At 27.6% G+C, this 22268-nt stretch carries 19 protein-coding genes; 13 read left to right on the forward strand and 6 right to left on the reverse strand.

The features are described from left to right. Positions 1-11 precede the first annotated feature (11 nt). From CP523_RS16495 to CP523_RS07970, 6 genes are all read left to right on the forward strand, one after another. Positions 12-560 carry a FecCD family ABC transporter permease gene (locus tag CP523_RS16495; RefSeq protein ID WP_279221599.1) on the forward strand — a complete coding sequence of 183 codons (549 nt, stop codon included), beginning with the start codon at positions 12-14 and terminating at the stop codon, positions 558-560. Continuing rightward, positions 553-1578 carry a FecCD family ABC transporter permease gene (locus tag CP523_RS07950; RefSeq protein ID WP_066675899.1) on the forward strand — a complete coding sequence of 342 codons (1026 nt, stop codon included), beginning with the start codon at positions 553-555 and terminating at the stop codon, positions 1576-1578. Before CP523_RS16495 ends, CP523_RS07950 begins: the two co-directional genes overlap by 8 nt. A gap of 2 nt (positions 1579-1580) precedes the next feature. Further along, on the forward strand, positions 1581-2351 hold the full coding sequence (locus CP523_RS07955; RefSeq protein ID WP_066675900.1) for an ABC transporter ATP-binding protein: 771 nt from the start codon (positions 1581-1583) through the stop codon (positions 2349-2351). A 283-nt stretch (positions 2352-2634) separates the two neighbouring features. Continuing rightward, on the forward strand, positions 2635-4050 hold the full coding sequence (locus CP523_RS07960; protein WP_120140759.1) for an NAD(P)/FAD-dependent oxidoreductase: 1416 nt from the start codon (positions 2635-2637) through the stop codon (positions 4048-4050). A 130-nt stretch (positions 4051-4180) separates the two neighbouring features. After that, the gene (locus CP523_RS07965) at positions 4181-5365 is read left to right on the forward strand and encodes a Card1-like endonuclease domain-containing protein (RefSeq protein WP_227909545.1); all 1185 of its coding nucleotides are present in this window, start codon (positions 4181-4183) and stop codon (positions 5363-5365) included. A 114-nt stretch (positions 5366-5479) separates the two neighbouring features. Next, a complete protein-coding gene (locus tag CP523_RS07970; RefSeq protein ID WP_066675903.1) occupies positions 5480-6844 on the forward strand; it encodes a 6-phospho-beta-glucosidase in 1365 nt (454 codons plus the stop codon). Between the two features lie 128 nt (positions 6845-6972). Here CP523_RS07970 and CP523_RS07975 read toward each other — a convergent pair whose 3' ends face one another. Both CP523_RS07975 and CP523_RS07980 read right to left on the reverse strand, forming a co-directional pair. Next, entirely contained in the window at positions 6973-7782 is an 810-nt protein-coding gene (locus CP523_RS07975; RefSeq protein WP_242871373.1) for a MurR/RpiR family transcriptional regulator, read from the reverse strand. Positions 7783-7792: 10 nt separating this feature from the next. Continuing rightward, positions 7793-8680, reverse strand: a complete 888-nt coding sequence (locus CP523_RS07980; protein WP_066675907.1) for a phosphatidylserine decarboxylase — start codon at positions 8678-8680, stop codon at positions 7793-7795. A gap of 150 nt (positions 8681-8830) precedes the next feature. Here CP523_RS07980 and CP523_RS07985 point away from each other — a divergent pair, with 150 nt between their 5' ends. From CP523_RS07985 to CP523_RS07995, 3 genes are all read left to right on the forward strand, one after another. Further along, positions 8831-9154: a DUF1622 domain-containing protein gene (locus tag CP523_RS07985; protein WP_066675909.1), complete on the forward strand. Its 324-nt coding sequence runs from the start codon at positions 8831-8833 to the stop codon at positions 9152-9154. 363 nt (positions 9155-9517) lie between these two features. Then, the gene (locus tag CP523_RS07990) at positions 9518-11242 is read left to right on the forward strand and encodes a ferredoxin hydrogenase (RefSeq protein WP_066675911.1); all 1725 of its coding nucleotides are present in this window, start codon (positions 9518-9520) and stop codon (positions 11240-11242) included. 75 nt (positions 11243-11317) lie between these two features. Further along, positions 11318-12106 carry a Cof-type HAD-IIB family hydrolase gene (locus CP523_RS07995; RefSeq protein ID WP_066675913.1) on the forward strand — a complete coding sequence of 263 codons (789 nt, stop codon included), beginning with the start codon at positions 11318-11320 and terminating at the stop codon, positions 12104-12106. Between the two features lie 55 nt (positions 12107-12161). Here the strand turns inward: CP523_RS07995 and CP523_RS08000 are convergent, their stop codons facing one another. Further along, positions 12162-13769, reverse strand: coding sequence for an ABC-F family ATP-binding cassette domain-containing protein (locus tag CP523_RS08000; RefSeq protein WP_066675914.1), 1608 nt, complete (start codon positions 13767-13769; stop codon positions 12162-12164). Positions 13770-14244: 475 nt separating this feature from the next. On the opposite strand from CP523_RS08000, the gene CP523_RS08005 reads away from it, so the two are divergent. After that, on the forward strand, positions 14245-15558 hold the full coding sequence (locus tag CP523_RS08005; RefSeq protein ID WP_066675916.1) for a sodium-dependent transporter: 1314 nt from the start codon (positions 14245-14247) through the stop codon (positions 15556-15558). A gap of 64 nt (positions 15559-15622) precedes the next feature. Here CP523_RS08005 and trhA read toward each other — a convergent pair whose 3' ends face one another. Further along, positions 15623-16270, reverse strand: a complete 648-nt coding sequence (gene trhA / locus CP523_RS08010) for a PAQR family membrane homeostasis protein TrhA (protein ID WP_066675918.1) — start codon at positions 16268-16270, stop codon at positions 15623-15625. Positions 16271-16484: 214 nt separating this feature from the next. Here trhA and CP523_RS08015 point away from each other — a divergent pair, with 214 nt between their 5' ends. Both CP523_RS08015 and CP523_RS08020 read left to right on the forward strand, forming a co-directional pair. Further along, positions 16485-17066 (forward strand): DUF1836 domain-containing protein, encoded by a 582-nt coding sequence (locus CP523_RS08015; RefSeq protein ID WP_066675920.1) that lies wholly within the window; start codon positions 16485-16487, stop codon positions 17064-17066. Between the two features lie 12 nt (positions 17067-17078). Further along, entirely contained in the window at positions 17079-18779 is a 1701-nt protein-coding gene (locus CP523_RS08020; protein WP_066675922.1) for an ABC-ATPase domain-containing protein, read from the forward strand. Positions 18780-18970: 191 nt separating this feature from the next. Here the strand turns inward: CP523_RS08020 and CP523_RS08025 are convergent, their stop codons facing one another. Further along, positions 18971-19447 carry a PTS sugar transporter subunit IIA gene (locus CP523_RS08025; RefSeq protein WP_066675924.1) on the reverse strand — a complete coding sequence of 159 codons (477 nt, stop codon included), beginning with the start codon at positions 19445-19447 and terminating at the stop codon, positions 18971-18973. A gap of 138 nt (positions 19448-19585) precedes the next feature. Then, the gene (locus CP523_RS08030) at positions 19586-20947 is read right to left on the reverse strand and encodes a YjiH family protein (RefSeq protein ID WP_066675930.1); all 1362 of its coding nucleotides are present in this window, start codon (positions 20945-20947) and stop codon (positions 19586-19588) included. 500 nt (positions 20948-21447) lie between these two features. Between CP523_RS08030 and proB the strand changes: the two genes are divergently transcribed. After that, positions 21448-22251, forward strand: coding sequence for a glutamate 5-kinase (gene proB / locus CP523_RS08035; protein WP_120140760.1), 804 nt, complete (start codon positions 21448-21450; stop codon positions 22249-22251). The last annotated feature ends 17 nt before the right edge of the window (positions 22252-22268 follow it).

The following is a 22268-nucleotide window of genomic DNA, read 5'->3' on the forward strand; positions in this document are numbered from 1 at the left end:
CTGACTTAACATTGGGGGGAGCAGCATTAGCGGCATTATTATTTTCATTAACTCAAGGTATTCTGTATAGAAATGATGTTGCTTTAGAAGAAGTAGTTTATTGGATGACAGGTTCGGTAGAAGGTAAAAAGATGGAAGTTATTATTCAATTTGCACCAATAATTATAGGAGTAATAATTTTTACTTTATTTATTGGAAAGAAGCTTAATGTATTTTCATTGGGAGAAGAAATGGCAAAATCTTTGGGAATGAAAACAATATATTTAAAAATACTTATAATAGCTATAGTTTCAGTTTTATCAGGAGTATCTGTAGCACTTGCTGGACCAGTAGCTTTTATTGGACTTGTGACACCACATATAGTAAATAAGTTTTTTGGCACAGATTATAGATGGCTTATACCTTTTTCTGTATTAATAGGTTCTTCTATATTATTACTTGCAGATATAATGTCAAGATTTATAATTTATCCAAAGGAAGTTCCAGTTGGTGCTTTAACAGCACTGATAGGAGGGCCATTCTTTATATATATTGCTATAAGGAGAGAGAACAATGATTAATATAAGCAAAAAAACTATAAAAATAAGTATAGTTTTAATAATAATAATTCTTGCAATATTTACTATATCTTTAGGATTTGGAGAGGTAATGGTAAGCCCGTTAGAGGTTTTAAAAAGTATTTTAGGTATAGATAGTGGATTTTCCTCCATTTTGGTAATGAATATAAGGTTACCAAGGGTTATAGTTGCTTTTTTTGTTGGTTCATCTTTAGCATTATCTGGAGCTATACTTCAAGGTGTAGTTAAAAATCATTTGGCATCTCCAGATATATTAGGAATAGTAAATGGAGGTGCTGTTGGAGCTTTAGTATTTTTAACTATGTTTATAGATCCTAAGAATAATTCACTAACAACATCAATTTTATATATGCCATTATTTACTTTCGCATTTTCGTTTATAGCTGTAATCCTTATTTTCCTTATTTCGGGAAAATCAACATCAACAAATAAGTTAATTATAATAGGAATTGGAGTTTCAGCTATTTTCAAAGCTTTAACTAATATTCTTATAATAAATGGTCCTGTAATATTTATAAAGGAAGCTACAACATGGATAACAGGAAGTATATATGGTGTGAATTGGACTCATGCAATAATTATTATGGTAACATTTATATTTTTTACTATATTAACTATTATATTTACAAAGGATTTAAATCTTCATCAGTTAGATGATGAAGTTATAATTGTTTTAGGAAATAACTTACGTAAGAGAAGATTGATACTTCTAAGTATTTCAGCGGCATTGAGTGCTGGTGCTGTAACTATCGGAGGTGGAATATCTTTTGTAGGGTTAATAGCTCCCCATATTGCTAGAAAACTTGTAGATTCAAAATTTGAGAATATAACGTTACTTTCTATATTGATAGGAGGAATTATAACTTTAATAGCTGATTTTGTTTCTAAATGGTTATTCTATCCACAGGATTTACCAATAGGAATATTTACAGCTTCTATTGGAGCACCATACTTTATATATCTTTTAATTAAAAATAGAAAGTATTCAAAGGGGAGATAAAAATGATAAAAGCAAATGATTTAAAGTTATGTTATGATGAAAAGATAATATTAGATAATATTAATTTAGATATAGAAGAAGGAAAAATTACGGCTTTAATAGGTTCTAATGGATGTGGGAAATCAACATTAATAAAATCTATAGCAAGAATACTTACACCTAAAAGTGGAACTGTATTAATGAAGGATAAAAATATTTTAAAAATACCTTCAAAGGAAGTATCTAGGTTGTTATCAATGCTTCCTCAAAATAGCAATGCACCGGAAGATTTGACAGTCTATGATTTAGTAAAACAAGGTAGATATCCTTATCATAATTTATTATCTTTTTGGAGTAAAAAAGACGAAAAAATTGTTTTAGAAGCAATAAGTAAAATGGGACTTGTTAATGAAAAGAATGTAACTTTAGGAAATCTTTCAGGTGGTCAAAGGCAAAGAGCTTGGATTGCCTTAGCATTAGCACAGGATACAGAAATTATTCTTCTAGATGAGCCTACAAATCATTTAGATATAAAGTATCAATTAGAAATTTTAAATATATTAAAGGAATTAAATGAAAAAGAAAATAGAACTATAGTAATGGTTATTCATGATATAAATCATGCATTAAAATACGCACATAATATAGTTGCTTTAAAAGATGGAGATATATTTGCACAGGGAAATAAGGAAAGTATCATAAATGAGGATCTTATAAAAAGTGTGTTTGATATTAAATGTAAGCTTATTGATTCTCCAGTAGATAGTTGTAAAATGTGCGTACCTTTTATATAAGATAGTTTTAAGAGGTTGTATTAAGACAGTTAGTTCCTATAAGGTTAAATTGTTTTTTGCAAATTTAAAATAAGCTATTAAATTAAAATAATAAAACCAGTAGAAACTTTAAATTCTACTGGTTATTTTTTTATTAGAAGTTTATAATTCAGTTTAATAAATATTTTATATTATTTTATATGTTAAATTTGTTAATACTAATAAAAGGTATTGATATTACTAAAAATATACGTATAATAATTAATGGATTTATGAAAATATTCGTTTATAAGGGGGCTAAGTTTTGAGTGTAAAAGATAAAAAATATGATGTAATAATAGTTGGGGCAGGACCAAGTGGTATATTTACAGCTTATGAGCTTAATAAAATTCATCCGGAAAAAAAGATTTTAATAATAGAAAAAGGAAAATCAGTACATAAAAGAAGTTGTCCAATACCTATAATAAATAAATGTATAAAATGTAAGCCTTATTGCAATATAACAACAGGGTTTGCTGGAGCAGGAGCTTTTTCAGATGCCAAATTATCTTTATATGATTCAGAAGTAGAAGAAGTTTTAGTTGGTGGAAATTTACCAAATGTAATAGGACATTTAAAAACAAAAAAATTAATTGATTATTGTGATAAAGTATACTTAGATTTTGGCGGAGAAAAAAATATTTCTGGAGTAGAGAATAAAGCTGAAATAAAGAGTATTAAAAATAATGCAAAGAATCATAATATAAATCTTGTAGATATACCTATAAGACATTTAGGAACTGAAAAGTCTAGAGAGTTATATGGAAAGTTGGAGGATTACCTAAGAAGACAAGGTGTAGAGATGCTATTTGAAACTCCTGTTAATGATTTAATTATAGATAATGGAGAAATATTAGGTGTTACAACAGAGAATGATTCTTTTTATGGGGAAAAAACTGTAATATCAGTAGGAAGAAATGGAGCTGATATGTTATCAGATTTATGTGATAGATATGGTATTGAAAAAGAAGTTGGAATAGTTGATATTGGAGTTAGATTTGAAATGAGATCTGAAGGAGATATTAAAAGAATTAATGAGCTTATGTATGAAGGAAAATTTATAGGTAAAGTAGCTCCATTTAAAGATAAGGTAAGAACGTTCTGCCAAAATCCTGATGGATTTGTAGCTGCTGAAGTTTATGATAATGGTTTATCTTTAGTGAACGGACATGCGTATAAAGAGAAAAAAAGTATTAATACTAATTTTGCTATATTATGTTCTCACAATTTTACAGAGCCATTTAATAAGCCTATAGAGTATGCACACAAAGTAGCTGAGTTAACAAATCTTTTATCTAATGGAGAAGTTGTTGTTCAAAGGTTTGGAGATATATTAAAAGGTAAAAGAACTTGGCAAGAGGAACTAGATAAAAATTCAGTTGAAGCTACATTAAAGACAGCTATGCCAGGAGATATTACTTTAGGAATTCCATATAGAACTATGACTAATATAATAAATTTTATATTAGAAATGGATAAAGTAGTTAAAGGATTTGCAGATCCAGATAATTTATTATATGGACCAGAAATAAAGTTTTATTCAAATGCAATTAAATTAGGTGAAAATCTAGAAACTAATATAAAAAATTTATATGCAATTGGAGATGGGGCAGGTTTAACAAGAGGATTAATGATGGCATCATGTTCAGGAGTATATTTAGCAAGAAATTTGTTTATCTAATCAATATATGACTGTCTTAAAGATTATTTAAAAAGAAAATCTTTAAAACAGTCTATTTTTAATTTATAGGAAATTATAAAATATATAATTCTAGAAAACTAAACTTATAGCTACATAGAAAACTTTAACTATGGGCAAATTAATAAAAATATATTTATTAAAAGAAGGTATAGTTATGCAGGTAGAAACTTTAATTAATCAGCTTGATGAGCATAATGAAGGTAATATTTTAGCTACTAAAAAATTTAAACCAGAATTAGTAATATTTATAAGAACTTCTAAAGAAGAAGGTAAAATGAAATCAATAAGAGAGTATTATAACAATTATTTGCCACAAGTTATTTTAAAAGAAAAGGTTATAGAAGAGGGCGATAGTAGTGAAATAAAAAATCTTATAAATGAAAATAAAAACGGAAAGGTTTTAGTTAACTTAACTGGTGGAAAAAGAATTAATTCGTTAATACTTTTAAAAATATGTAATGAGAATAGTATTAAGAGTATATATGTAGATATTAAACAAAAAACATTATATACAATAGATTCAAATATAGAAATATTGAAAGAAGATTTTGGTGATTTAGAAATAGAAGACATTATAAAAGCATCAGGAGGCCAAGTTATTCAAGATTCAACAAAACTATGTAATGAAGAAGATTTAGTATATTTAACAAAGCAAATATATAAAAATTTATCAATATGGCATAAGCATAAACAAAAGTTATATGATTCTAATATTTTTATTCATGATTGGCAAGATTCTAAAAAGGTATTAATAAAAACTAAATTTTTAGATGATAATGAAAAAATGCTTTTAGATAAAATACTTACTAAATTAAAAAGTATGGGTGGAATAATATATAAAGATATAGGTTCTAATGAAGTAGAAGTAAGTTTTTTAAGTGACTATCTTAAAGCCTTTATTTTTAAAAGTGGTACTTGGTTAGAAATGGCTACAAACATGATGATAGATGAAATAAAAGAAGTAGATCAAGTTAAAAATGGGGTTATATTTTTATGGAATAATGATGTTAAGACTGTAAGAAATGAGGTTGATGTCGTTGCAGTCAAAGATTCAATACCTATTTGTGTTTCATGTAAAGATAGCGATAGATATAATGAAATGGCATTAAATGAGTTAAATGTTTATAGCTCTAAAATAGGAGGAGAAAAGGCTTATAAAATATTAGTTGCAACCAAGGAACCTATAAAAGCATCTGTAAGAGAAAGAGCAAAAGAAATGGGAATTAATCTAGTTATATTTGATGGAGATGAAAATAAATTTAAAAAAACTATTAAAGCTATTATAAAAAAGTAGTAATAAGTGTATTTTCAAAATTTGAAATTATTTTATAAAATTATATTTTATAATTAAATCATAAGAAATCGATAACAAATTTCAAAAACGTTGAAGTGTTAGGAGGATTTAATTATGAGTAAAAAGGGATTAAAAATCGTTACTATAGGTGGAGGATCAAGTTATACACCAGAATTAGTAGAAGGTTTAATTAAAAGATATGGTGAAATGCCAGTAAGTGAATATTGGTTAGTTGATATTGAAGAAGGAAAAGAAAAATTAGAAATAGTAGGTGCATTAGCTAAAAGAATGGTAGAGAAAGCTGGAGTGCCTATGAATATATATTTAACTTTAGATAGAAGAGAAGCTTTAAAGGATGCAGACTTTGTTACAACACAATTAAGAGTTGGGCTATTACCAGCTCGCGCTAAGGATGAGAGAATCCCTTTAAGCCATGGGTTTTTAGGACAAGAAACAAATGGTGCAGGTGGATTATTTAAAGCATTGAGAACAGTACCTGTAATATTAGATATAGCTAAAGATATTCAAGAATTATGTCCAAATGCTTGGTTAATCAACTTTACAAATCCAGCTGGAATAGTTACAGAAGCTTTATTAAGATATGGTGTTCATAAAAAGATAATAGGGGTTTGTAATGTGCCAATAGGATTACATTATTCATTTGCTGAACTCTTATCAGTAGACTCAAGTAGAGTAACTGTAGATTTTGCAGGATTAAATCATATGGTTTATGCGGAAAGAGTTTATTTAGATGGAAAAAATGTTACAAAGGAAATTATAGAAAAATTAACAGAACCAGGAGGCTCTGTCCAAACTATGGCTAATATAAAGGGGTATGAATGGGATGCTGCATTTATAAAAGCAACAGGTTTAATTCCATGTCCATATCATAGATATTATTATAAAACAAGAGATATGCTTTCATCAGAATTAGAGGAATTTAAAAAAGGAGAAACTAGGGCAGAAGTAGTAACTAGGGTAGAAAAAAGATTATTTGAGCTGTATAAAGATATTAATCTAAAGGAAAAGCCTGAAGAGTTATCAAAGCGTGGAGGAGCACATTATTCAGATGTAGCTTGCAACGTAATTAATAGCATATATAATGATAAAAATATGATTGTAGCTGTAAATACCAAAAATAATGGGGTTTTAAAGCAATTCGATAATGATTCAGCTATAGAAGTAAGTTGTTATATAGGTAAAGACGGTCCTAAACCTATTGAAACAATAACAGAGTTACCTATATTTGCACAAGGATTAACATCTCAAATAAAGGCATTCGAAAGATTAGCTGCTGAAGCAGCATATACAGGAGATTATAATACAGCACTTTTAGCTATGACAACTAATCCATTAGTAGCTGACGATAAGAGAGGAAGAGCATTACTAAATGAAATGTTACTTGCTCATAAGAAATACTTACCTCAATTTAAAAATGTAATTAATCAAATAGAAAAAGTAGAGAGAGCTGAATTTTAAAATCAAATAATATAATAGTATATAATAAGACTGCCTAGTAAGTATATTTAATCTTACTAGGCCTTCTTTATTTAGAATGTATTGTAACAATTTTTGAATCATAGAATCATAGTTTTGATAGAGCCTCTTTAATTTGCATAAAGGCTGCCATATCGTATATAAAGATATTCTATAAGATAACAAAGGGAATATCTATATGGTTGAATATAAAGGTTTGAATTTTCAGAGCTAGGCAAAGATAGTATATAGTTTCCTCTTTTTAAATATTCATCATTTTTAGCTCCGGTTATTATTACGACAATAGCACTACTTTCTTTGATTTTTTTCCATAATCTCTCATGATATATTGAAAACCTACCAGTTGGAGAAATTAAAATTGCTAAAGAACCTTCTGTTAAATCTTCAGCAAGTTTTTCTTGTTCTTGTACATCGTTTGCATGATTAATTATTTTTCCAACATTAACTAGGCGACGTTGTAAATCTTGAGCCATTAATTGAGAATATTGAGTTCCGAATATAGAAACGTTAGGAGAAGAGAAAATAAGATTTATAACCATATCAACTATTTTAAAATCAATATTTTCTATCAATGAATTTATCTCCTTGTCTACTTCGGTGTACATATTTTTTAAAAGATCTTCTCTAGCTAAACTGAAATTTATGGCTTTAGGTCTCATTAAACCTAAATCATAGCTATTTATATTAAATTGAGTACTTTGTTTAAATTCACTTAAATTAGAATAACCTAGCTTGCGACAAAACCTAGTAATGGCTGCAGGAGATGTATAACAAATATCCGCTAGCTTATTTATAGACATATTAGGTATATCCTTAATATTATGTAGCATAGTAGTTGCTATTGTATAATCTAAGTCCTCATTTTTCCTACTATTTAAAAATAATAGTAATCTGTAAATTATATCCCCCAAGTATATCACCTCTTAAAATTTAAAGTTTTTTACCTATGGTTTCACCCATAATAACTTTAGTTTCAAATCCTAAATCAGATTGAGTCAAGATATCCTCATCTATTTTAATTTTATCCTTTTCAAAGAATAGGATTGTAGTAGACCCCCCAAACTTGAAATATCCCTTTTCATCGCCTTTTTTAACTGGTTCGTTAGGATTATAAGTTTGAATTATGGTACCAACACATGTTGCACCAACTTCTACGTGAATAATATCTCCAAAGTTATCAGATTTAAATACTGACCATTCTCTTTTATTTTGGCAATATAGTTTAGGAATTCTCTCTAGAGCAGTAGGATTTACAGAATAATAGTTTCCTTTAATAAAATGATTTTCTAATGGAATTCCACTATCAACAAAATGAAATCTATGATAATCAGTAGGACATAATCTTAAAATAAGGCATACTCCACCTTCGTATTTTTTTATAATATCATTATCTTCTAATAACTCTGAAAGACTATAATTTATACCTTTAACTTGAACTAAGTTTTTAGTATTTATATTATTGAAGGCTAATAATCTACCATCTCCAGGAGAAATTAAAAAATTAGGATTTATATCTATAGGACGAGCATCTTTATGTAATGTTCTAATGAAGAATTCATTGAAGTTATTAAAATCTTTAATGTTTTGATTACATAAATTCATATCTATATCAAAATCCTTAATGAAGCTATCTATTTTATTCCTACTAAACTTTGTGTCACAAAATGCTCCATAAGCTTTAGAAAAGAATTTCTTTTTTATTAATAGCTCAAGAAGTCCTTTGCCAACAGGAGATTCATAAGACCAAGTTATATAGTTTTCACCTGCGACTTTTTCTATATCATAACTTTTAGTGTCTCTATTAAAAACTTTTATCATATATTATAACCTCTTTGATTTTTTAATAATATTTTATATTACTATATTAACACAAATAAATAAAAAAATTCTTTTAAAAATTATATATTAGCTTTACATAAGAGGTCAGGTAATAGATAATAAGATAAAATATTAGCTAAGGAGAAAAATATGTTAGAAAATTTTGTGAGTACAGTAGTACCTATAGGAATTCATTTACTAGAAGCTATGGGAATTGTTATTGTTATAATAGGAGCTATAAAAGCATTTTATAAGTACACTCTTAATTTATTGGCCCAAAAAAATTATTCAATAAAAATAGAGTTTGCTAAATCATTAACATTAGCACTAGAGTTTAAGTTAGGGGCTGAGATATTAAAAACTGTAATAGTTAGGTCTTTAGATGAAATGTATATATTAGCAGCCATAATTTTATTAAGAGCAATTTTAGCATTTGTAATTCATTTAGAGATAAAAGCTGACGAACATAAATGAAAAAACTTAAAAAATAGGTATTATAGGAAAATATTAGTTTTTAATTTTAAATGGTAATTAAGTTTAAAAATGTCAATAAAAAGGGATATAAATTGTAAAAAATACTGTATAATAACCCTTTTTATTTTTTTTGTTTAAATTACTTATATTTAAGAACAATTTTAGCAAATAGTTTCAGTTGTATTTAGTTGTATTATATCGTAAAATCAAATTTGTGATGTAAATAAGAAAAATGTTATAATAATAATTATCTTTTGATAATTATTATGATGAAAATATGATAAAATTATAACAATAAAATATTTAAGGATTTATAAATTAACACTATGAAGCGTTTATAATTTACTTGTGGAGGTAATTTAGATGAAAAATATAGTTATTGATGGAAAACAAATAGAAGCTAATGATAATGATAGCATATTAAAAATTGCTAAAGCTAATGGAATAGATATACCAGCTTTATGTTTTTTAGAAGAGTGTAATAACATAGGGCAATGTGGAACTTGTCTTGTTGAGATAGAAGGTCAAGAAAAGCTAGCTAGAGCATGTTGTGTAAAGCCTAAAGATGGTATGGTAATAAGCACTAAAAGTGAAAGAGTTCAAGAAGAGGTAAAAAATACAGTTTCAGCACTTTTAGATAAACATGAATTTAAGTGTGGACCATGTAAAAGAAGAGAAAATTGTGAGTTCTTAAAATTAGTAATAAAAACTAAAGCTAGAGCATCTAAGCCATTTCTTCCAACTGAGAAATCGGAATATGTGGATGACAGAAGTAAATCAATAGTTTTAGATAGAACTAAGTGTGTTAAGTGTGGAAGATGTGTAGCTACATGTAGAACTAAAACTGGAACAAAAGCAATAACATTCCAAAAGGTAAATGATGAGAGAATTGTAGGACCAGAAAATTTAAAGTGTTTTGATGATACAAACTGCCTATTATGTGGTCAATGTGTAGCAGTATGTCCTGTAGATGCATTATCAGAAAAATCACATACAGATAGAGTGAAAGATGCTTTAGCAGATCCAGAAAAGCATGTTATAGTTGCAATGGCACCTTCAGTTAGAGCTGCAATGGGTGAACTATTTAAAATGGGATATGGGGTAGATGTAACAGGTAAGATATATACTGCATTAAGAATGTTAGGATTTGATAAAATATTTGATATAAATTTTGGTGCAGATATGACTATAATGGAAGAAGCAACAGAATTAATTCAAAGAATTAAAGCTGATGGACCATTTCCTATGTTTACATCTTGTTGCCCAGCATGGGTTAGACAAGTTGAAAATTATTACCCAGAGTTATTAGGGAATTTATCAAGTGCTAAATCACCTCAACAAATATTTGGTGCTGCAAGTAAAACTTATTATCCAGAAGTTTCAGATATAGATCCTAAAAAGGTATTTACAGTAACTATAATGCCATGTACAGCTAAAAAATACGAAGCTGATAGAGAAGAAATGAAAAATGATGATATAAGAAATATAGATGCTGTAATAACAACAAGAGAATTAGCTAAAATGATTAAAGATGCTAAAATTGATTTTGCAAAACTAGAAGATTCAGAAGTAGATCCTGCAATGGGAGAATACACTGGTGCAGGTGCAATATTTGGAGCAACTGGTGGTGTTATGGAGGCTGCTTTAAGAACAGCTAAGGATTTTGTAGAAGGTAAGTATTTAGAAGATATAGAGTACAAGCAAGTCAGAGGATTAGATGGAATAAAAGAAGCAACTGTAGAAATAGGTGGACTAGAGTATAATGTAGCAGTTGTAAATGGATCTTCAAATTTATTTGAATTTATAAATAGCGGAAAAATTAATGATAGAAAATATCATTTTGTTGAAGTTATGGCTTGCCCAGGTGGGTGTGTCAATGGTGGTGGTCAGCCTCATGTTAGCTCAGCGGAAAGAGAAAAAATAGATATAAGAACAGTAAGAGCATCTGTTTTATATAATCAAGATAAAAATTTAAAGAAAAGAAAATCCCATGAAAATGTTGCATTAAGAAAGATGTATGATGAATATATGGGCAAACCAGGTCATGGAAAGGCACATGAATTACTTCATATAAAATATACAAAATAAACATTAGATATAATTCGAAACCTAGATTATAATTAATATAATCTAGGTTTTATTATTTAAAAAAGTGAGGTAGTTATGAAATATTTAGCATGTGATTTAGATGGTACACTTGTACATGAAAATATTATAAAAATTGAAGATGTTGAAGCAATATTAAAGCTTAAACAAAAAGGATATAAATTCATAATATCAACAGGAAGAAGTTTAAATGGAATAGATCAAGTTTTTGATAAATATCCTAATGTAAAATATGATTATATAGTAGCTTGCAATGGATGTTTAATATTAGATGGAGATAGAAATATTATATATGATAATCACATTACTAACGATGTAGCAGAGAATGTATTTAAGGATTTTATAGATGATGAGAATATATGCATTCATTTTGAAAGTGATGGAAAAAACTATCTTGTAGATCCAATAAATACAGATGATATAGAGGATTTGCTTAATTATTTTCAAGGTATAATAAATAGAGAAGATTTGTTTAAAGAAAAAAGAGATTATCTATTAATTAGCTTATTTGCAAGAAATAGAGATATAAATACAGCAGATGAAGCAAAAGAAAAGTTATTAAGTAAATTTGAAAATGAATTAGAGGCATATAGAAATCAATACTTTATAGACATAGTTCCTAAAGGATGTTCTAAAGGGAGTGGAATATTGAAGGTATTGCAATTAGATGGTGGTAATATAGAAAAATTATATACTATTGGTGATTCATATAATGATATATCTATGTTTAAGATAACAGAAAACAGTTTTACTTTTAATAATTCTGAAGATGGAGTTAAAGAACAAGCTAATAATTATGTAGATAGTGTAAGTGAATGTATAGAAGAAATAATTAGAGATAATTAGAGATAAAATAAATGACTGGAGATTATTTTTCCAGTCATTTATTTTATATTTAAACTTAGTTTTTACCAGCAAATTCCAGATATTCATCATAAGTCATAGTTCTATCAACTATTGATCCATCATTTTTAATATCTATAATTCTATTAGCTATAGTTTGAACAAATTGATGGTCATGTGAAGCAAATAATAAAACGCTCTTATAATCTCTAAGACCATTATTTACAGCTGTAATTGATTCAAGGTCTAAGTGATTTGTAGGTTGGTCTAAAATTAATACATTTGCATTTGAAAGCATCATTCTAGATAACATACATCTAACTTTTTCTCCTCCTGATAATACAGAAGCATTCTTTAAAGCTTCTTCTCCAGAGAATAGCATTCTACCTAGGAATCCTCTTAAATAGCTTTCAGATTGTTCTTCAACAGTATTTCCAGAGTATTGTCTTAACCATTCTACAAGGTTTAACTCACAACCTTCGAAGAATTCAGTATTGTCTTGTGGGAAGTATGCTTTAGTTATAGTTATTCCCCATTTAAATTCACCAGCATCTGGTTCCATTTCTCCAGTTATAATTTTGAAGAAAGTTGAAATAGCAATTTCATTATCACCAATAAATGCTATTTTATCGTCTTTATTTACTCTAAAGCTTACATTATCTAAAACCTTAACTCCATCTATAGTTTTAGTTAAACCTTCAACTGTTAATATTTCATTACCAACTTCTCTTTCAGGTTTAAATCCAACGAATGGATATCTTCTACTTGATGGTTCAATATCATCTAATGTAATTTTATCTAGAAGCTTCTTACGAGAAGTAGCTTGCTTAGATTTTGATGCATTAGCACTAAATCTAGCGATGAAGTCTTGTAATTCTTTAATTTTTTCTTCTTTTTTCTTATTTTGATCTTTAGACATTTGAAGTGCTAATTGGCTTGATTCATACCAGAAATCATAGTTACCTACATATAGTTTAATCTTACCAAAGTCAACATCAGCCATGACAGTACATACAGTATTTAAGAAATGTCTATCATGGGATACAACTATTACAGTTCCTTCGAATCTAAGTAAGAAGTCTTCAAGCCAGTTAATTGACTTAATATCTAAGTGGTTAGTAGGTTCGTCTAAAACCAGGATACCAGGATTACCGAATAATGCTTGAGCTAAAAGAACTTTAACCTTTTCAGAACCTGTAAGCTCAGACATTTTCTTGTAATGCATATCAGTTCCTATACCTAATCCTTGAAGTAATGAAGAAGCTTCTGATTCTGCTTCCCAACCATTCATATCAGCGAATTCCCCTTCAAGTTCTGATGCTCTTATACCATCTTCATCTGAAAAATCAGGTTTTGCATATAAAGCATCCTTTTCTTCCATTATTTCATATAATCTTTTATTTCCCATTATAACGGTTTGTAAAACTTCAAACTCGTCATATTCAAAGTGGTCTTGTTTTAAAACAGACATTCTTGTATTAGCAGGAATTATAACTTCACCTGTATTAGGTTCTACTTCTCCTGATAATATTTTTAAGAATGTACTCTTACCAGCTCCATTTGCTCCTATAACTCCATAACAGTTACCAGGAGTGAATTTTAAGTTTACGTCTTCAAAAAGTTTACGTCCACCAAATCTTAAACTTACATTTGATACAGTTATCACTAAAAACCGACCTCATTTCTAATTTTATTCATTTCGTTATTATATCATAAACTTAACATATTTTCTTTAAAGAAAAAATAAAAAAATATGAAAAATTAAGGGAAAAGTACAAATTGAAGGATAATTCTGAAATGAAATATTGACATTTACATATTTTGGTGTTAACATTAAGGAGAAATGAAGGATAAGGAGAACAGATATGAGTAAGAAAATTGGCTTTAGAATGATTAAAGTTAATATGGCATATTATTATAACTATTATAGATAGGTTCTGTATTTGTAATATAAATTATAGGTGCAGGCCATAAGTGAAATTTTGGTTTGTATCTATGATGGTTATGATTATTTTTCTAGCTCAAATTTGTTTAAGTCATGTAACCACGTAGAGATTGCTATGTGGATTTTTTTATTCCTGAGATAATTACCGCATAGCAAATGCTATGTGGTTTTATTATTTTTAGGAGGATTGTAGGTTATGAAGAAAAGAGAGAATTTTACAAGTAGAGCAGGTTTTGTTTTATCTTGTATAGGAGCAGCAGTAGGTCTGGGGAATATATGGATGTTTCCATATAGATTAGGACAAAATGGAGGATCGGTATTCTTAATACCATACTTTATATTTGTTTTAATTTTAGGTTCAACTGGACTTATAACGGAGTTTGCTTTTGGAAGAGCAGCACAAGGGGGATCTTTAACAGGTATAAAAAATTCTTTTAGGAACAAGGGATTAAAGGGTGGAGTATTAGTAGGAGCTATCCCAGCAATAGGGTTAGCAGGAGTTTTTATGTTTTATAATGTAGTAGTAGGATGGATTATAAAATACTTTACATTGAGTGTTGATGGAGGAATAAATAAAATCGACATTTCAACCTTCTTTGATGGATTCTCAGGAAGTCCAGAAACAATAATATGGAATTTCTTAGCTATAGCTATAGCTTTAGCAATAGTATGTATTGGGATAACAAATGGAATTGAGAAAATAAATAAGATAATAATGCCTTTATTATTTGTTATATTTATTATTCTTGCCATTAGATCTCTTACTTTACCGGGTGCCATGGAGGGAGTTAAATATTTATTAACACCACAGTGGGAATACTTATTTAAAATTAATACTTGGGTTATGGCTTTAGGACAAGCATTTTTTACAGTATCTCTAAATGGTTGTGGTATGGTTGTTTACGGTAGTTATATGAAAAGAGATATGGATATACCAAGATCAGCTATAAGTACTGCAATATTTGATACTATATCAGCATTGTTAGCATCTTTTGTTATAATGCCAGCTGTTTTCGCTTTTGGATTTGACCCAGCTGCAGGACCACCATTATTATTTATAACAATACCAACTATATTTAAATCAATGGCTGGTGGACAACTATTATGCATATTATTTTTCTTAAGTATAATATTTGCAGCTATAAGTTCATCTATTAATATGTTAGAGGGGCCAGTAGAAGCGTTAATGTCACAAAGTAAGATTTCTAGAAAAAAAGCTACTATTTTTATAGCAATGGCGTTATTTGTACTTTCTATCCCGCTAAATGTTAACATGAATTTATTTAATGGGTTTGCAGATCTAATGACAGTAATATTATCACCAGTTGGTGCATTAATTGTATTTATATCATTTTACTTTTTAAATAATAAAGATATTGTATTAGAAGAAATAAATACAGGTGCATCAAAATGTTTAGGAAATAAATTTATATTGTTTGCAAAATATGGTTTTACCATAACAACAATATTAGTTATAATTCTTGGAATTATATATGGAGGAATAGGCTAAAAAGAAAAAGCAGAGAGTGTGTGTGAATGCTCTCTGCTTTTTCTTTTATAACGACTAAATCAATTTATAGTAAATATATAAAAACACTTATAAAGTGGCTTAGACTACCTAATAAAATAAAAATATGAAAAATTTCATGAAAACCAAAGGCTCCTAATTGAAGTTTTTTAGGTTTTAATGCATATAGTACACCTCCAAGTGTATAAAGAACTCCACCTAAAACTAACCAGAAGATACTAGTAGGAGACATTACTTGTGATAATGGTTTTATTACAAATATAGCACTCCAGCCCATACCTATATATAAAGCAGTTTGAAGCCATCTTGGGCAGTTAAACCAACAAAGTTTAAAAATTACTCCAGAAATTGCAATTAGAATCATAAGAATAAAAAATGATATACCTAACTTGCCACCAAGAGCAATTAAACAAAATGGTGCATATGAGCCTGCTATAAGTATAAAGATAGTAGAGTGATCTAGCTTTCTAAGTTTAAGAATTATATCATCACTTGAAATTACAGAATGATAAGTAGCAGATACACTATATAAGAGTATAAGACTTACTCCAAAAATAACAACAGATAATATTTGTAGACTAGAAAGATTATTATTAAATCCTTTTATAAGCATTGCTATTAAAGCTAAAATTGACAATATAGCACCAATCCAATGAGTTAAACTATTTATAGGTTCTCTTAAATGTTTCTCCATAAAAACACCCCTTTATATCATGTAGTTTTTAAAACTATATATTATTATATTGATATTATTATATAAATTTTAAGTATAGTCAAAGTTTAAATTGTGCAATTTTTATTAAAATACACCTATTTTTTTACCTTTATCTTGAAATATCATAATAATACTATTATTATTGAATATATAGATGATAACAAGTAGTTTTTAAAACTATATGGAGGTAATTATGGATTTAAATATTTTAAAAGAAAAGTTCCAAGATTTAAAATTAGAAAACCAAATATCCTTAGAGGAGATTCCAGATATAGATTTATACATGGATCAAGTTATACAATTATTTGAAAACAAATTAGGAGATACTAAAAGATCTGAAGATGACAAGACTTTAACTAAAACTATGATAAACAATTATGCTAAGGGAAAGCTATTGATGTCTATAAAAAATAAAAGGTATAGTAAAGAGCACATTATACTTATGAGTATGATTTATAATTTAAAAGGAACTTTATCAATAAATGATATAAAAAGTTCTCTAGATAAAATAGTTAGTTCTTTAGATGAAGAAGGAAACTATCCATTAAAAAATTTATATAAAAATTATCTAGAACAATATAACAATGACTTAATAGATGCAGAGATATCTATTAGTGAGAAAAATTCAATTATTGATGAAAAGTTATCTAAAGATGAAGAGATTTCAGGAGAATTTGAAAAGAACTTTCTATTATTATGTTCTTTAGTAAATATGAGCAATATGTATAGAAGGATGAGTGAAAAACTAATTGATGATTATTTTAATAATATATAAAGGGAGATTAATATGAGAGATTTAAATGACTTAAAGAAAGATTTAGTAAGAATAGACGGTCGAAGTTATAAGGCATATAAGGATTTGGAAGGTCAATATAATTTTAATAAATATATATTAAGTATAGATCATGTGCAAGGTGATCCATTTGCATCACCATCAAGGGTTAGAGTAATAGTAAAGCAAGGAATTGCAAAGTTTCCAATAGAGTTATTTGATAAAAAATATAAAAATATAGCAACAGCAGATTTTTTAACAAGACTTTTTTATAGAAATATAAATAAGTATGGTGAAAAGATATTTGGTTCGGGAAAAAGTGGACTTATATCTATAAGTAAATGTCCTCAAGAGATTTTAGAAAGAACATCTGTAATTATAGAGGATGAAAAAATTGAAGCAAGATTCTATATTGGATTTCCTGCAAGAGGAAGATCTGTTTTATCAAAAGAATTAGAAAAGATATTATATAATGTTATTCCAAGTATAGTTGAAAATACTTTAATTTATAATAATATAGATAAAAATAAATTAATAAATAGAGTTAAGCTTGTAGAAGATCAAGAAGAAATAAGAAAAAATTTAAAAGGTAGGGGATTAGTAGCTTTTATTGCAAATGGAGCTATGTTACCTAGAGAAAGCGGAATATCTACCAAACCATTAAAGGAAGGAAAGGTCTTTAAATCACCAAAGGAATTAGAGGTAGAGGTGGTAACTAAAAATAATGGAACTATAAAAGGAATGGGAATAAAAAAAGGAATTACTCTTATAGTTGGAGGAGGATATCATGGAAAATCTACTCTTTTAAGAGCTTTAGAGCTTGGAGTATATAATCATATAGAAGGTGATGGAAGGGAATTTGTTATTACAGATAACACAGCGTTTAAAGTGAGAGCAGAAGATGGTAGATCCATAGTAAAAACAGATATATCTTTATTTATAGATAACCTTCCAAATGGAAAGGATACAATAAATTTTACAACAGAAAATGCAAGTGGTAGTACATCTCAATCAGCTAATATTGTTGAAGCTATGGAAAGTAAAACTAAGTTGTTATTAGTAGATGAAGATACTTCTGCAACTAATTTCATGATGAGAGATGATTTAATGCAGAAATTAGTAGCAAAAGAAAAAGAGCCAATTACTCCATTTATTGAAATAGTAAAGCCTATATATGAGCAGTTAGATATATCTACGATTATAGTAGTTGGAAGTTCAGGAGATTTCTTTGACATTGCAGACTGTGTTATTCAAATGGACAATTATGAAACAAAGGATGTTACAAAAGAAGCTAAATCTTTAATGAGAGGTGAAATTCTAAAAAGAATAAAAGAAAAAAAACTTAAAATAGATATTAAATTTAATAAAGTAATTAAAAAAGGAAATATAGAAATTGGACCTAAGGGAGCTAAAATAAAAGTATCTGGAATAGATTCAATAAATATAAATAGAGAGAATATAGATTTAAGAGCGGTAGAACAAATTGTAGATACAGAGCAATTAAATTCTATTGGTTCAATAATGAAGTGGATAGAAAATAATTTATCTTATAAAAATTTACCTTTTGAAAAAATGATAGATGAAATAATTTCAGAGATTGCTAAAAATGGATTAATTTCAATTGAAAAAATAAAAGGCGGATGGGGAAGCTTAGCTATGCCAAGAAAGCAAGAAATAATGGCTACTTATAATAGGTATAGAAAGTTAAAAATATAATAAAAATAATATTTATAGGATCTTATATATATAATTATTATTTTAATTATATAAAGTGAAAGAAGCATATTTGCTTATTAATAATGAGAGTTAAAATAGAAATTATATATGAGTAAGAAAAAATAATTTTAAAAAGACATCTCTCAATAAAAAATGAGATGTCTTTTTTACTATGTAAAATAATTAATTTATTAAAGTTTATAATTAATAATAGGATCTTTTCCGGCAGTAACATTTAACCCAGCTAAACCTTCTAGTTTTTTTACTAAATCAGCATTAGTTATTAGTACTGGCGTAATAAGAGAAATACCTTTAGATTGAATTAAATCTCTATTTATTTTTAGTATAGGAGTTCCAGCAGTTACTTTAGTTCCTTGGTTCACTAGTTGCTCAAATCCCTCGCCCTTAAGAGTTACAGTATCTAACCCTACATGTACTAATACTTCAACATTGTTCTCCAAAGACATTCCAAAAGCGTGTTTTGAGTCCATTATTAAAGTAATTTCACCATCAGCAGGGGCAACAATGGTATCACCTGTGATATCTATAGCTATTCCATCTCCAACCATCTTTTGAGAAAATACTGGATCTGGAACATCAGATAACTTTATTGTTTTTCCTGAAGCAGGGGCCAATAGATTTAATGGTTTACTAAAAAATTTAAACATAAGTATTAGTTCCTTTAAGGAACTTCACCACCTTTCAAAGTTGTTATATTTTAAGAAAAAGGCATAGATTTATTAAAACCTATGCCTAGTTTAACACTTAATTTATAGAATTATTATAAAAATTTATTAAGATTTTGTTTAAAATATTATATTTGCGACTAATACTATAATAGGTAGCGTTATTAAGGTTCTTTCTAAGAATATTATAAGTAATTGTTTTAAAGATACTGGTATTTTAGAACCTAATAAAACTCCGCCGACTTCTGACATATATATTAATTGAGAAACTGATGTACAAGCTATTATAAATTTAGTCATATCACTAGTAATAGTTTTTGCCGCTAATACCGAAGGAAGTAGCATATCTGCAAATCCTACAACAAGAGTTTGAGATGCAGCAACAGCTTCAGGCACTTGTAATATTTTCAAAATTGGTATAAATGGCATTCCAAGTATTTGGAATATTGGAGTGAACTCTGCAATTATTAAAGCTATTGTAGCTAATGCCATAACTACAGGTAATACACCTAACCACATATCTAACACATTTTTAATTCCATTTATAAAAAAATCTTTTAAATCATTGTTTTTTGATGCTTTTTCTAAAGCTAAATTATATCCCCAAGTTAAAGATGTGTATCCTTCAGGAATTGTTTCATTATCTACTTGAGGTTTATTATTGTAATAAGTATCAGGTATTTTACATAAAGGATATATTCTTGGAATTATCACAGCTGCAACTATGCCAGCAAGTGTTACAGTTAAATAAAAAGGGATAAATAAATGTGATAATCCAACTTGACTTATTACGACTAAACTAAAAGTTATTGATACAGCAGAGAAGGTTGTACTAATTATAGTAGCCTCTCTTTTTGAATAAAATCCCTCTTCATATTGTTTACTTGTTAATATAATACCTAAAGTACCATCTCCTAACCAAGATGTTATACAATCTATAGAAGAGCGTCCTGGAAGTCTAAAAATAGGTCTCATAATTTTAGTAAGTATAGCTCCAAAAAATTCTAATAAACCAAAATCAAGTAATAGAGGTAAAAAGAATCCTGCAAATAGAAATATTGAAAATAATATAGTTAATAAATCATTTAATACGAATGTACCAGTAGAATCTCCTATTATAGGAAGAGGTCCTACATTAAATATAACTAACACACAAAATACGGCACCTAGTATTCTAGATATGAACCATAAAGGGCCTATGTTAAAAAGTGTGTTTAAATATTCATTGTTTAAAATCCAGTTTGGCTTGGCTATTTTTGTAAAAATACTTATTATTGCTGAAAAACAAACTGTTATAGTTATTATAAATGGTAAGCTAGATCCTAAAAAATTAACTAATATTTTAGATAATATAGCAACAGAAATTGTAATTTCACCATTATGTTTAACTGGAGTCATAAACAAGATTATACCTATTAATGATGGTATAATAAATGTTAATATAGACTTAAATGACGGTTTGATTGATATTGATTTTTGCATCAGCGTCTCCTTTACAATTTACTATTAATATTTATACATTAATATTAATTTTAATACATTTCTAAGAAAAATCAATAGAATATTATGCAAAAAAAATTAAAAATTATGCATTGAAATTAAATTTTATATTAAGTTGTAATAATTATGTTTTTTACAAAAACAAGAATAAATATTTATTTGTATATGGATAATATAAATGTATTAGATAGAACTATAAGAAATTTAATGAATTTAATTGAAATTAAGGTTATTTAATAGAAAATTATTAAACAAAACATAATTAATTTAACTTAAAAGGGATGCTTAATAAAGAGCATATCTATTTTATAGTAAGTTTAAGTTTTATATAGACTTTAAGATTCTAGGATAAATCTGTTTTAGTTAAAATGGTAGAATAATATTAATCTACAGTAATTTTATATAGAAAAATATTATGAAAAAACTTATAATGAAAAGAAGATATAATGAACAATGTGTAAATTCAATTAGGAGTGTATTAAATGAGTTATCGTGAAAAAATAAAAAGTGCTAAAAGAGTTGTTGTTAAAGTTGGAACATCTACTTTAACTTATGACAATGGAAATATAAATTTAACTAGAATAGAAAAGCTTACTAGAATTTTATCAGATATGATTAATTCAGGAAAAGAAGTTACATTAGTAACGTCAGGAGCTATAGGGGTTGGAGTTAATAAGCTAAAATTAAAAGAAAAACCGACTAGTATAAGAGAAAAGCAAGCTGTAGCGTCAGTAGGACAATGTGAATTAATGCATATATATAGTAAGTTTTTTGGTGAATATAGTCATGTTGTTGGACAGGTTCTACTTACTAGAGACGTAGTTGAGGATGACCATATTAGAGAAAATGTATGTAACACATTTGAAACATTATTAGAAAAGGGAATTATACCTATAGTTAATGAAAATGATACAGTTTCAATAGATGAAATAGAAAATATAGTTAGATTTGGAGATAATGATAATTTATCTGCAATAGTTGCAAAGCTAGTAAAAGCAGATTTGTTAATTATACTATCAGATATAGATGGTTTTTATGATTCAGATCCAAGATGTAATCCAAATTCTAAGTTATTAAAAGAAATAGATGAAATAACACCAGAATTAGAAGAATGTTGTGGTGGAGCAGGAAGTAATCTAGGAACAGGTGGAATGGTTACAAAGCTAACAGCAGCTAAAACAGCTACAGAAGCTGGAGTTAATATGATTCTTGCTAATGGAAAAGAGCCTGAAATATTATTAGACATATTAGATGGAAAAGAAATAGGAACTTTATTTAAAGCTTAAATATATAATTGAAGGAG

The sequence above is a fragment of the Clostridium septicum genome (assembly GCF_003606265.1).
GTDB lineage: Bacteria > Bacillota > Clostridia > Clostridiales > Clostridiaceae > Clostridium > Clostridium septicum.